We start from the raw sequence: 12,307 nt of genomic DNA on the forward strand, positions 1-12,307 counted from the left end.
GTTCTTCTACTTTCTTCTGCTCTTCTACTTTCTTCTGTTCTTCTACTTTCTTCTGTTCTTCTACTTTCTTCTGTTCTTCTACTTTCTTCTGCTCTTCTACTTTCTTCTGTTCTTCTACTTTCTTCTGTTCTTCTATTTCATTCTGTTTCTTTACTGTTTCATCTTTTAATAGTTTTTGTAAAGTCTGAATTTGTTCATCAATAGCTTGCAAACTAACTTCTTTCACGATATAATCTCGCTTCTCTTTTATACTGAGAAAACCTTCATTCACATATACGGCCACTTGTTGAATCGATTCACTTTTATTCACTTTTAATTCTTCTTGTATTTGATTATAAGGAGTTTCTATTGCAGTATATACATTTTGCAGCGCTTCCTCCTCAGAAGCAATTTTCTCACGTCCTTGTTGCCACACTACAATTGCCTGTTCAATTTCTTCTCTAGAAGTTACTGCCAACTTCCCCTTCATTTCTCCATACTGATGCTCAATAAACTGTTTATGTTTCTCAGCTTCCTCTTTTAACGTATCAACTGTCTTTGGAAATATAATCGCTGTAGAAAGAGCGGCTTCCACTTTCGTTTCATGAATAAATGCAGCTTCTGTATACGTCATTATTTGAGAGCCTAAATAAAACGTAATGGAGCACATACAAGGTAATATAAGCATCTTTTTTAATTTGTGAGGTGTTTTCAGCATCTTAATCTCTCCCATCGAACAAGATGTTCTCTATACAGAACGTTACTTTTATTATAATAAAGAACGATACAAAATGATAGCTATATACTAGAAAAATAGAAAAAGGGCTATCCATTTGATAGCCCTTTTACATATTATTTTGTTTCACCTTCTGTTTGTTGTGCATCAAACGTCCAAGTTAATTGTAACTTATCACCCTGGAATTCATTTTGATCTTTTTTATTATCAACGAACTCAAATTTCACCTTGAATTTATCAGATTTACCTGCAGAAATACCTTTTTCATCCCAGAACCAAGCAGCTAAATCATTATCTACTGCTGTAAGTGTATCACCCTTCAATTTATCTAATGTAGTTTGTTTCACAATCGTCTCATGCTTATCTACATTTTTTAAGAATGTTACTTTAATATGTTTACCAAAATCATCTTTATTATCTTTCTTCGTATCTTCTACACTATAGTCTGTTTTTAATAGAACTTTTTTAATATCTAATGTACCTTTATTTTCTAATTTAAATTCTTTTTCAACTGTATCACCAGGTTTTAAATTCGATACATTAACAACTGTTGATGGATTTAATGCTAAATCCAGTGTACCAGCCGCAAATGTATTGTTTGACACTTCTTTATCACTGAAAAATGCAAATGTTCCTCCGCCAACTAATGCTGCCCCTAACACTGCTGATGCGATACCCATACCTAATTTTTTCTTTAAAGTCATGTCCATATCCCCTTAATCTATATATTTGTTAACTTCCTAAACGGAAAGTATAACCAAACGAACTAGACGGATTGTTCTACTTTTTTCTCTTTCTTTTCTCCGTCAATGCTGCGAATCGCACCAAAAATAGAAATCGCAGAATAGCCTAATAAAAAGACTCCTGGAATAATAAGAAGCAATGCAGCTCCAGCCTTTGAACTAGCATAATTTAATGCATATCCTGCATAAGGAACTGTAATATCTGCATATTTCCCAATTACATTCTCCGCACGTACTGGTTCTAAATCAGGACCGTTGTTGTTATCACCTTTTGTTTCATACATTACTTTTCCATTTGTATCTTTCACACCGATAATACGGTGAGTGATAATTTTTTCATCTTTCTCTTTAAAGGTAATAACATCACCTTTTTGATATTTCGAACCATCTTTCGTCGGTTCTATCGCAATGATTGATCCTGTTAAAAATGTCGGTTCCATCGATCCTGATAGCACTGATTTAAATTGATATCCCAGCACTGTTGGATCTCCGCCACTCGCTTTTGACGAAATAACTACAAAAGCTAGAAAAACCATTAATGCAAATAAAACAAACGAGATAACGTTGCTAATCACTTTCCAAATTAATTTCATCGTCTCTCTCCCTCTCCGTTGTTTTATATTATTTGGAGTATATAATACTCAATCAGTTCTCTAACAAGAACACAACTAAATAATATAACGAACAACTCGTAAATGCAATAAGAAAATTTACAATTATTAGTTATTTTATATATACAAAAAAGACTGTGACAAAGTCTCTTCACAGTCTTTTTACTAGTAATTTATTTTTCTTCTGATTTCATTCCTGTTGTATTTCGGCGTAGCACTACAAATAAAATGGCTCCAAATAGTACAGCGGCACCTATCCCAATGCTTATTATTTTCACATTTGATTCATTTACTTCAGGCGTAGCCGTATCTTTTTTAGGCATCGCAAAAGTAACATCTTCTTTTGAAAGAACATTTATCGTCGCAATTGTTTGATTATTTTTCGTGATGTCAACTGCACCAACTACCTCACCACGATGAATTCCTTTATGATACAAAGAATCTTTATCTAATGAAGCCGCACGGAAAATCGTCCTCACATTTTTACCTTCATCTTTCTTAAGCATAAGCTCTGCACTTTTTTCAAGCTCGCTATCAATATCTTTATTTAAATACGTTGCCTTTTGATGCCAGCTATGTTTATCTAATACAGTTTGCTTCACAAATTGACCGAAAGAATAATCCGCCATCTGCTTCAAATCTTCATAAATTTCAGGTCTTTGGGAAGCCATTACTACATTTATAATGCGATTACCATCCTTCTCATTTAATAGAACGAGTGTATTACGCGCTTCATTTGTAAAACCCGTCTTCCCGCCAATGCTATATGGATTTTCAAAATAAGTAGACTTATTAAAAATAGAAACCGTCTGGCTAGATGTCGTAACCGTCGTCCTTTTCGTATTCATCGCTTGTAAAATCTCAGGATACTTTTGTACACCTCTCGTAATCATAGCCATATCATACGGCGTCGTATAATGGTTTGGATCATGCAATCCATTTGGCGTTACAAAGTGACTATCTGTAGCCCCTAATTGCTTTGCTTTCTCATTCATCATATGAGCGAACTTCTCAACATTTCCGCCAATACGCTCCGCAATCGCATACGACACATCATTTGCACTCAGCACCATTAAAATCATAAGCGCAGTATTTCTATTAATCGTCTCACCAGGTTGAAATTCAATTTGATAATTACTCTTCTCTTGATCTAATGCTAATTGCGAAAACGTAAATTGATCCTCTGGCTTCGTATGCTCCATAAGTAAAATCGCTGTTAACACCTTCGTCATACTAGCCGGAAATGCACGATGATGTGCGTTTTTGTTATACAAAACATCTCCAGTTTTTGCATCAATCGTAGTTGCAAACTGACTAAAAACATTTGGTCCTTCCGCAGGTGGTGGTGCCACTTGTTCTGGATTCACTCCAATATTCGTCTCCGCACGTAACGTCATAGGTGTCAAAAAAAATAAACAAATAACGGTAATAAAAGCCAAAATTTCCTTAAAATTTACCATATGACTCTCCCTTTTCACTATACTCTCACAGTTTAAAAACTGAATCTACCAATCCATATGTAATTTGTATTAAATTGGAAGAATATTCACTGTTTTTTACTATATCATATTTTTACGATGAAGAACATAAATATACAATAAAAAATAAGAAGGAGTTATTCTTTCTTATCCTTCTCATCAATCAACGAATCTATTAACTTTTGGCTAGCTTCTTCAGGCGTAATCTCATCTGTCATCCCCATAAACGACCAACCTTTAGAATCGACCCACTCAACAAACTCTTGTAAAAACTCATCATGCGTAACATCCACATCAAGAATTGAGCCATTAATCGAAATCGTTCTATTTCTAGATACACGCATCTTGAACGTTTTTCTTACCATTACAATAATTCTCCCTCTACTTCTGAATATTTATAAAATAATCTTGTATCTCTCTGTTATACATGATTTTAAGTAAATTGTAAAAAGGATATATTGGCCAATTTGCATATTAAACCCGAAAATCTATCATCCTGCCAAAATATCAAATGATATGGAATTGATCAGAAATGACTGAATAGATCCACATAAAAATAAAACAACTTCCATTTTATCACACCAAATACAAATGACTTTCGTACAATGAAATGGACTATACTACAAGAAACCTTAAAATGAGGAGGAACTCTATGGCGCGTTGTACGTATTGTAAAACGAAGTGGATAATAAATGATGTATGGTTGATACCCGTGACATTTGAAAAAGATTGTCCGTATTGTTTTGGAAAGCAATATCTATTAAATGACACCTTTCATCATGCTAATGCCGCTCTACCTTTATTATTCTTATGTCCTTTACTTGTTGATTTAAGCGATGAAAACCCTTTGGATAAATACATTAAATAATATGACCGCTACATTCTACTAAGTCTTCTTCTCATCATTATCCCTTCAGACACTACTCGCATAATTGCATATGATTTCCCTTTTAAAACTTACTATAAAAAATATTGTAAAATTTCAGTTAATTATATATAATTGCTTTAGCATAAAGATTAAAGATGCTGTTACATACGCATTTTTGAAGATCCCGTAGCTCAGCAGGGAGAGCGCCACCTTGACAGGGTGGAGGTCGTGAGTTCGAGCCTCTCCGGGGTCATACTAAAAAACCTTGATATACAAGTCTTTTCTTATATAATAGTTAATCGCAAAAAGTGAAACAGCACTTTTGAGACAGAAGGTATTTTTCAACTCCTTTTTCCATTCAGGACATCAATAAGAGTTCATCTACGTCCTCTCATTTTCCGCTGATTTTTTTGAAGTGTATTTTTTATAATGCTATGTAACTCATCTATAATTTCCCCCTGTAATATCTCTGTCACATCATTACTATTCAGCTTTTTCGGTCCTCTAACACCTTGGATTCTATGACCTTTTTCATTCAATTTAACAGCTACATTTGAAACATTGTTATCTAAAGCATACTCATATATTGCCTCTGTCTCTAAAGAATTCACCTCATAATTTGAAACTAATTCAATAAAATGACTCCATTTTTCAACTAAATCCTTCGCTTGTTGTAAGTTCATTTTCTTACCCCTCTCTCATCAATTATTCTATAACTATTATGTATATTAAAGGTTGGTATTTGTCAGTAATTATATCTTCACGCAATACCTCGATAAGTTTCTTCTATGAATAACTTCTATTCCATCTTCAGGTGTATAACTTCTAACTACCACAACCTCAACCCATCTTTAAGGAAATTCAATCGAATCATTACATCACTATATAAATAAAATGTTAGGCTTTTTATAAATAATTACTTTACAAAAAACCCCTGCCTAATGCTACTTTAGGGTTATCCTCTTCCACTCATCAACAAACAACTTCCTCCTTTTAGGATCATCAGTTGTAACAATGGTAAAATTCATTCCTTGTATTTCTCTCAATATTTCTCTAGATATGTTCAAATGTGCATGTAGTGCTTCTAATCTTTTATCTTTCATTCTTCCTCTTCTAAAGTGATCAAAGAAGGGATTTATAGATTTTTCATCTATCTTTCGGGATTTCTTTGCACTGTTAAAGGAATTATCTTTTTCATAATTGCATCTAACATAATCCTCTTCCCAAATAACTCTCTCTATTTCTCCATATAACGCAGTTAATTGATTATCCACCAAAATATCACACAAAATGACGGGATTAATATCTTCTAAATATTTAACATCAAATACATTATCAACAGTAGGATTAAAACCTTGAATATGATATGAATCATAATATTTCAAAATCAAGATGAGAGCTGGCACTTGTTCATCATAACAATCAAAATATACATTAATATCTGTCTTGAAAAACTTAAAAGAATATTTAATACACGCAGTTGGTCTCTTTAATTTCGCGGTCTCATAATTTTGTATTAAATGGTCTAATAGGGTCATACCTTACTCCTTCTAACTTTTTCTACATTACAACTTGGAAATACACACCAAAAATACACATCACAGCCCCCACTCTAAATTTAAGCAGGGGCTATTATTATAAGTTATTTTTCATTTATAAATTTTATTAAGAGATTTAATTTATTCTCATTTAACTTATTTCTTCCATGATACTAACTAAATCCTCTACGAATGAATTGACACAATTCACCAAGAATGAATCTATCGCTTCAAGAAATTGACTTTCCTTAATTTGCTCTTGGTAATACTCAATTATATCGAGCCTGTATCCGTTCCCTTGCCCCCATCTATAATTGGTTTTTCGCCAGAACTGTTCATACTTTTCGAAGGAAAATACATTTTTTTCAAATGTATGATAGACAGTCCGATTTATTCTATTAACCCTTTCTTCATAAAGCTCTCCTATATCTTCCATCAACATTTTAATAGCAACTTCCTGACCTGAACTTATATTCACAAAAGACTTAATACCCTCTAGCTTTAATAATACATTATCCTTAATATCCTTTAATTGATATTTAACTAAATCTTCTATCCGAATGGCACCTTCTTGATATATATCGTGATGGTCATATATTCCATGCCTCGTGTTTATGGCCCTAATAGTACTAGGGTACTTACCCATAAAATAGTTATTATAAATTTTTAATACATCCTCTTTAGCCTTGATATTGTCTTGATAATAGCCTTCAACATCTTTAATAACCTTAATGATTTGGTTTTTGGCATATTGATCATTTTCATGACTATATTTTATTTTTTCTAAGTTAATTCTAATCTCATTAATCTCTTGATCATATTTCTCAACTATATTTAAAACCGTGTCATTTACTTGTTTTAAAACACCTTGTCTCTCATATTGGATAGTTTCATTCTTGTATCTCAAGACCTCTTCTTTATCCCCATACTCATCCAGATCATCCATTGTTACTTCTAATCTCTTTTCACTATCAAGAAATCTTAACGGATTATAGAAGATAATATTATTCTCGTTAAAAGGTATTCTGTTCTCTATAAATTTTCTAAGTATCTGTTTCTTTCTAATCTCAATACCTTCGTTTTCTTCTTCTACTGTACCGTCTACTCCAACAACTAGATTCGGTTCATTGTTTCTAAAGTTCACAAGAAAAATCATTCGATCTATAAGACTTAAATTCTCATCATATGCATACGTGTTGAGAAGATCAATTAACGATAAAGACGGTGCAGCAAACTTGTCAATCAAAATAATAATATTATTTGGCTCTTCCCTAAATATCTTGTATAGATCTTTTCTATCACTATTAGCTAGGGAATCTAATCCCCTGGTATCCACAATTTTATTAATAAAAGGTAAATCATCAAAATTAAAAATTTCTTTACTCAAATGAATTTTTATAACTTTAGGAAGAGGGGCTGTATCAATTTTCCCAAGATTAAGATTTTTAAATATATTTTTAATCCATAATAATTCATCTTCCATGGATAGGTTATAATCGACTTGAAAAACCTCCTGAGAACGTTTTTCAAAATTAGCACATGAAATAACTGCATCTATAAATAACCCCAGCTCATCACTTGCAAATCGACTAGCTAATTCTATACCATGATCTATCCGATTCTCATATTCTTTAGTTTCCTTTAAATTTGTCATATTACGGCAGGCTCTTTCAATTTCTGGCGGTAATGGTATGCCCTCTTCAGCTTCCCTAAATATTTCATTTGTTTTTTTGTGAGCTTTGGCAAAAATATATTCTGCAAAAGACCTTAAATAATCAAGTAAATCTTGTTCACTTACCGCCTCTATGGTTATAAATGTTTTACCAGTTTGGCTAGGAATAATTTCTATGTCACAAATTGTAGTTGCTCCAGATCCAGTTTGCAAAATTTCCTCTATTACCTTGATACTCTTGTTTTTCCTTCTCTTGGAAACCCTATGTACTAAATTTAAAATTCTACATATACTCGTTGTTTTCCCTATCCCCTTTTCGCCAATAAAAACTAATGAAAAATCTAATGTACTGTTATCTTTTATAAATTCAATTTTCTCTAACATCTTATTGTATGTATTAAGAGAAAGTGTAGTTTGAACATTACTTTTTTCTAACTCATTTTTAATTTCATTTTCTATTATCTCAATATCTGTCAATAACGTTTTTAGACTCATGGGCAACCTCCAAAAATTTAATTCTTTTTCACCTTGCCATTAAGATAAATTATATCCCCCTTTAACCTTAGAACCTGTAATCTTTTGTAGCAATTTGGGCAGAGGGCTACAAAAGTGGTTTCAACCGAATCCACACCCATTCCCTCAGATTCAATTTCATGTATTTCTAGATAAGGTAATCCATCATTCCCAATAAAGGGTGCAAAATTGTTACATAATTCGCAGAAGCCATTTGCTCGATTCAAAACTTCCTTTTTCACATTCTCTTTTTCATTAATAAGCTCAATGTCTACGTCTTTTATCAATTCCTGTAGGTACAAAATTGCATTCTTCTCATTATGCTCTTCGTCAGTGTAGAAATAATTAACATTCAAATTAAATAATTTCGATAGTTTTATCGCTAAAGATAAATCAGGTTTTCTCACTCCTCTTTCGTACATTCCGATAGCAGAAGGAGATAGATTAACTAATTTAGCAAGCTCTTGAATTGTTAAACCATTTTCCCTACGCAACACTCTAATTTTATAACCTTCGAAATTTTCCATAAATTAATCTTACCATATAAAACTAAAAACACAAATGTGTTTTTTTTCGTTTGTGTTATACAGATTTAATTCATATAAATATTTTATTTATAATTATGTACTCCAATTACAATTCTGGATAACTTTTTTATTCATTATTATATAAAAACCTCCCCGCAAAAGCCGAGAAGCATAAAACAAAACATTCCCTAAATTCCAATTATAACCTTATGAAAATAGGAAATAATTCAACTGACAGAAACTCCCCCTAAACTTGATAAAAACTGGTCAAGTTTAGGGGCAAGAAATTTTCCCCGCTTTATAATATTTTTATAAATAAATGTAGCGCATTTTATAAATCCTTGATACAACTAAATTTCCGCTCTATATTCCCCAAACTTAAAATATATGTTTCTTATCTTGACAGGGAGAAGCCGTGAACTCGCCATCTCCGAAATTATAAAAAGAGACACCATATCAACCTACTAGATGATACAGCGCCTCTTTTTCTATCCAAATCACTTCTTACAAAAACTAAAAACTTTTTCAGTTAATCACTTCCCGCCAAACATCTTCTCCAAAGACTTCGCATTAGCAAACAATACTTCTTTCAAGTTATCATCTGCAACGATTTTATAGTCGCCATCTTTGTTTTTCTTTAAGTTTAATGTAACTTCGCGAGTTGCCATGATTGCATCTTTATCTGATAAGTGTTTGACGATTGCTGATGTCATCGTTTTTTCGATTGCTTTTTCCGATTGCTCTTTGTCTTCGCTGAAAGCGCTAGCGAAGGCCATTGGCATAACTTCTCCCACTGCTTTTGTTACAGCAACGGATAGATCTGCAGATGTAATTTTCACTTTCACTTCTGCTTTGTCATCTTTTTTCGACACTTCTTCTGGCTTTTCAAATTTAAAGTTTTTCGTAATTGCACTCAGCATTGCTTTTGCCTCAGCATCATCTGTTTTTTCATTTAGTTTATTAAATTCCTTGTCACTCTCAACAAATGTACGAGCTTTTTCTACATCACCTTTTTGTATCGCTGTTAAAAATTCTTCTGTCGTATCTTTCGGATTTGCACATCCTGCTAAAACACCTACTGTTAATCCTACTACCATCATTAACAGCAATAATTTCTGTATCTTTTTCACGTTCATTCTCCTCTTATCTTTTCTAGTAAGTCATCACTATATAATATTATGAAACTGACATTACAAACATTTTTTAGTATAGCATTTATGTGATTCATTTTCTATTCATTCCCAAAAGATAAAAAGCCTTGCAGCATTCCTACAAGGCTTTTTTCTATCAATCCGTATCCGTAGCACAAACTAACCACATTTTATGCTCCTTACTATCTAACACCATCCAAGTAATATCCCACGCAACATCGTAAAACCAATCTGTCCAAGGGCGATCGCTTTCGAACACTTTAATATCTTCGTATCGATCTTGGAACATGTATTGACATACATTGACCGCTAATTGCTTTGCGATAACTGGTCGTTCCTTAAATCCTTCATATGCTCCGCCCCACAAAATTTGAGCGGCAATACTTCCATCAAGCATGACTGCCAGCTGCTCTTTAAAACGAAACTTATATTTGTCTGATGTATGTATTTTTAACTCTTCTAAGTTATTGATTATGTCTAAAGAGTTGAAGATTCTTCTAAAGAAGTGCTCGTATCCATCTTTCAAATGTGGTATTTCTTTGAAAAAATTTTCGTTATGTACTTTAAAACAGCTTATAACCGCTCCGCCATTTACGTTTTGTTCCTTGAATGTATGTATGAGTTGCTCAATAGATAAGTCATTCGTTTCTATTTTTTCAAACGTTCCCTCTTTCCATCTCATAACGCCCACTACTCTCTATTAAAAATTTGTTTCTTCATTATAAATAGCAAAATTAAAACCAGCAACTTTAAGGTTGCTGGCTTATCTATTATTCATATTCGAAAAAACAATAACAATTGCTCCAAGCACATAATGCCCCGCTACCATCCACATATTCCACTCAAAAATCATAAGCGACAACCAAATCGATATATTAATAGCAGCAAATAATACATATAAAATAAAGTCTCTCTTTTGTAGCGCCTCTCGATTCATCAAAATATAAATTGCGCCGATTGGTGGAAGGATGAAGCAAAGGAAAAAACAAACATTTTTCTTAACGACCATGAATATGAAGTTACTGTCTGCATATGAGTCTCCTTTTCACTTTATAGTACATGTAACATCGGTCTTACTACCCCATATTCGTCACTATAAGGCTCCTTTATGATTAAAGGTGAGTGAGGATTTTTTTTCTTCTTCTATCATTGTGAATACTTCTGTTTTTTCTTGTAATATGTTGGATTCACTTTTTTTAATAGGTTTTTTACTTGTTTCAATTTTCTTTGTTACTTCTCCGAGCCTTTGCCCAACTTTTTCAGCTCCGGCAGGTTCATTCGTAACATAGTATTCTTGATCCTCCCATACTAACATAGGTGGCACTTGTTCTCGTTTGTTACATATTATATAAGTAATACTAGCTATAAGTAGTAGACATGTTAATAAAAAGAAGATAGTTTTTTTATTCATATACTATTCTCCCTATCTATCATTTTATTAAATTATATAATATCAATTATATTCATAAAATGGATTGTATGGAAATTTTAAGGTTTTATATCAAAAAGAAAAACCTTACTACAGTAAGGTTCCATTTTTAAATTCTATAGTGACTGATTTATTAAAACGATCATTACGATAATCGCTATAAACATAACAACTAAACAGCCGATCATTTTATAAAAGCCTCTTTTCGTTAACGTCCCACCTTGAACGTCTTTACGAATAAATAAGAATACGGCTAAAAATAATACAAGCCCAATGCCAAAAGCATACATCATTTGCATATGTTAATCTTCCTTTCTCTCTTCCATCTTAATATCTTTTCGCTAAAACAACAAATGAGATAAAAACTGTACTCATCGTAAGTGCCATCAGTATGTTCAATAGTTCAGTAGCAGATAGTGTAAGTATTTTTAAGTTTAAGCCGATAGAGAAAAGAAGGTAATATGCTGTTAATGCAAAAAAGCTGAAGAACATTCCTTTATAATGAATAAGTTTCATTCGCTCATCTTTTTCTTTAAATTGTGGATGTAAGTAACTTAGGCAGAAACTCATAATCATCATCCCAAGCAATGGATAAGTTATTTCAGGTGGTGCAGAATGCGTCATTATACCTGTTAGTATCATAAATCCACTCATAAACAGAAAAATAATTCCCATGATAACGAAGTACTTTTGTGAATAATTCATTCCTATTCCTCCTCTTCTTTCCCTTCATAAATAAATACATGTTCTATCGTTGTCTGAAATGTTTTCGCGATTTCAAATGCTAGTGGAAGTGATGGATCGTATTTTCCCTTTTCAATTGAAATGATGGTTTGTCTGGAAACTCCAAGTTTCTCAGCCAATTTTTCTTGAGATAGTCCAAATTTTTTTCGGTATTCGACCATTTTATTTTCCAAGGAAATTTCTCCCTCCTCCCTTATATCGAGTATATATGTAAAGGAAACTTTACGTCAAGTTTCCTTTACATTCATTTTGTTTATTTTTCGTTCTATTTATATAGAAGAAACTTTTTCATTTTCAGCACGTCTATTTTGAAATGAA

Annotated in this window: 16 protein-coding genes, 1 tRNA gene and 2 pseudogenes; 2 read left to right on the top strand and 17 right to left on the bottom strand. The window is 32.6% G+C overall.

Annotation, left to right across the window (positions count from 1 at the left end):
• The 5 genes from DN389_RS09425 to DN389_RS09445 form a co-directional block, all read right to left on the bottom strand.
• Window positions 1–697, bottom strand: a 697-nt coding sequence (locus DN389_RS09425; RefSeq protein WP_255450675.1) for a DUF4047 domain-containing protein, incomplete at its 3' end; no start/stop codon positions are given.
• 134 nt (window positions 698–831) lie between these two features.
• Window positions 832–1,419, bottom strand: a complete 588-nt coding sequence (locus DN389_RS09430; RefSeq protein WP_048545061.1) for a CalY family protein — start codon at window positions 1,417–1,419, stop codon at window positions 832–834.
• Between the two features lie 62 nt (window positions 1,420–1,481).
• Entirely contained in the window at window positions 1,482–2,051 is a 570-nt protein-coding gene (sipW, locus tag DN389_RS09435) for a signal peptidase I SipW (RefSeq protein ID WP_046958253.1), read from the bottom strand.
• A gap of 191 nt (window positions 2,052–2,242) precedes the next feature.
• Complete coding sequence (locus DN389_RS09440; protein WP_098189686.1) at window positions 2,243–3,529, bottom strand: D-alanyl-D-alanine carboxypeptidase family protein; 1,287 nt, start codon at window positions 3,527–3,529, stop codon at window positions 2,243–2,245.
• 155 nt (window positions 3,530–3,684) lie between these two features.
• Entirely contained in the window at window positions 3,685–3,912 is a 228-nt protein-coding gene (locus DN389_RS09445; RefSeq protein WP_000251864.1) for a hypothetical protein, read from the bottom strand.
• A 287-nt stretch (window positions 3,913–4,199) separates the two neighbouring features.
• Here DN389_RS09445 and DN389_RS09450 point away from each other — a divergent pair, with 287 nt between their 5' ends.
• Together DN389_RS09450 and DN389_RS09455 are read left to right on the top strand one after the other, a co-directional pair.
• Window positions 4,200–4,415, top strand: coding sequence for a hypothetical protein (locus DN389_RS09450; RefSeq protein WP_149237036.1), 216 nt, complete (start codon window positions 4,200–4,202; stop codon window positions 4,413–4,415).
• Window positions 4,416–4,595: 180 nt separating this feature from the next.
• Window positions 4,596–4,668: transfer RNA gene (locus DN389_RS09455), tRNA-Val, on the top strand.
• A gap of 124 nt (window positions 4,669–4,792) precedes the next feature.
• On the opposite strand, the gene DN389_RS09460 is transcribed toward DN389_RS09455, so the two are convergent.
• From DN389_RS09460 to DN389_RS09510, 12 genes and pseudogenes are all read right to left on the bottom strand, one after another.
• Window positions 4,793–5,098 (bottom strand): hypothetical protein, encoded by a 306-nt coding sequence (locus tag DN389_RS09460; RefSeq protein ID WP_149237037.1) that lies wholly within the window; start codon window positions 5,096–5,098, stop codon window positions 4,793–4,795.
• Window positions 5,099–5,167: 69 nt separating this feature from the next.
• Window positions 5,168–5,251, bottom strand: coding sequence for a hypothetical protein (locus DN389_RS29310; protein ID WP_472926200.1), 84 nt, complete (start codon window positions 5,249–5,251; stop codon window positions 5,168–5,170).
• Window positions 5,252–5,359: 108 nt separating this feature from the next.
• Entirely contained in the window at window positions 5,360–5,953 is a 594-nt protein-coding gene (locus DN389_RS09465; protein WP_149237038.1) for a hypothetical protein, read from the bottom strand.
• 151 nt (window positions 5,954–6,104) lie between these two features.
• A complete protein-coding gene (locus tag DN389_RS09470) occupies window positions 6,105–8,120 on the bottom strand; it encodes a hypothetical protein (protein WP_088082806.1) in 2,016 nt (671 codons plus the stop codon).
• A gap of 17 nt (window positions 8,121–8,137) precedes the next feature.
• Entirely contained in the window at window positions 8,138–8,665 is a 528-nt protein-coding gene (locus tag DN389_RS09475) for a helix-turn-helix domain-containing protein (protein WP_088082805.1), read from the bottom strand.
• Between the two features lie 533 nt (window positions 8,666–9,198).
• Window positions 9,199–9,795, bottom strand: coding sequence for a hypothetical protein (locus DN389_RS09480; RefSeq protein WP_137012228.1), 597 nt, complete (start codon window positions 9,793–9,795; stop codon window positions 9,199–9,201).
• A 157-nt stretch (window positions 9,796–9,952) separates the two neighbouring features.
• Window positions 9,953–10,498 (bottom strand): hypothetical protein, encoded by a 546-nt coding sequence (locus DN389_RS09485; protein WP_116891862.1) that lies wholly within the window; start codon window positions 10,496–10,498, stop codon window positions 9,953–9,955.
• A gap of 81 nt (window positions 10,499–10,579) precedes the next feature.
• Window positions 10,580–10,848: pseudogene (locus DN389_RS09490) on the bottom strand (hypothetical protein).
• Between the two features lie 18 nt (window positions 10,849–10,866).
• Window positions 10,867–11,227, bottom strand: a pseudogene (locus DN389_RS09495) (hypothetical protein).
• A 134-nt stretch (window positions 11,228–11,361) separates the two neighbouring features.
• Complete coding sequence (locus DN389_RS09500; RefSeq protein ID WP_001178300.1) at window positions 11,362–11,544, bottom strand: DUF3976 domain-containing protein; 183 nt, start codon at window positions 11,542–11,544, stop codon at window positions 11,362–11,364.
• A 28-nt stretch (window positions 11,545–11,572) separates the two neighbouring features.
• Window positions 11,573–11,950 carry a permease gene (locus DN389_RS09505; RefSeq protein ID WP_149237040.1) on the bottom strand — a complete coding sequence of 126 codons (378 nt, stop codon included), beginning with the start codon at window positions 11,948–11,950 and terminating at the stop codon, window positions 11,573–11,575.
• Window positions 11,951–11,952: 2 nt separating this feature from the next.
• Entirely contained in the window at window positions 11,953–12,162 is a 210-nt protein-coding gene (locus tag DN389_RS09510) for a helix-turn-helix transcriptional regulator (RefSeq protein WP_002202726.1), read from the bottom strand.
• Window positions 12,163–12,307 lie beyond the last annotated feature (145 nt).

It is taken from the genome of Bacillus sp. AY3-1, assembly GCF_008368785.1.
GTDB classification, from domain to species: Bacteria; Bacillota; Bacilli; order Bacillales; family Bacillaceae_G; genus Bacillus_A; species Bacillus_A wiedmannii.

Coding starts and splice junctions, on each gene's coding strand:
- DN389_RS09475 (WP_088082805.1), bottom strand. CDS start 8,665: ATGGAAAATTTCGAAGGTTATAAAATTAGAGTGTTGCGTAGGGAAAAT.
- DN389_RS09505 (WP_149237040.1), bottom strand. CDS start 11,950: ATGAATTATTCACAAAAGTACTTCGTTATCATGGGAATTATTTTTCTG.
- DN389_RS09500 (WP_001178300.1), bottom strand. CDS start 11,544: ATGCAAATGATGTATGCTTTTGGCATTGGGCTTGTATTATTTTTAGCC.
- sipW (WP_046958253.1), bottom strand. CDS start 2,051: ATGAAATTAATTTGGAAAGTGATTAGCAACGTTATCTCGTTTGTTTTA.
- DN389_RS09460 (WP_149237037.1), bottom strand. CDS start 5,098: ATGAACTTACAACAAGCGAAGGATTTAGTTGAAAAATGGAGTCATTTT.
- DN389_RS09485 (WP_116891862.1), bottom strand. CDS start 10,498: ATGAGATGGAAAGAGGGAACGTTTGAAAAAATAGAAACGAATGACTTA.
- DN389_RS09430 (WP_048545061.1), bottom strand. CDS start 1,419: ATGACTTTAAAGAAAAAATTAGGTATGGGTATCGCATCAGCAGTGTTA.
- DN389_RS09465 (WP_149237038.1), bottom strand. CDS start 5,953: ATGACCCTATTAGACCATTTAATACAAAATTATGAGACCGCGAAATTA.
- DN389_RS09450 (WP_149237036.1), top strand. CDS start 4,200: ATGGCGCGTTGTACGTATTGTAAAACGAAGTGGATAATAAATGATGTA.
- DN389_RS09470 (WP_088082806.1), bottom strand. CDS start 8,120: ATGAGTCTAAAAACGTTATTGACAGATATTGAGATAATAGAAAATGAA.
- DN389_RS09440 (WP_098189686.1), bottom strand. CDS start 3,529: ATGGTAAATTTTAAGGAAATTTTGGCTTTTATTACCGTTATTTGTTTA.
- DN389_RS09445 (WP_000251864.1), bottom strand. CDS start 3,912: ATGGTAAGAAAAACGTTCAAGATGCGTGTATCTAGAAATAGAACGATT.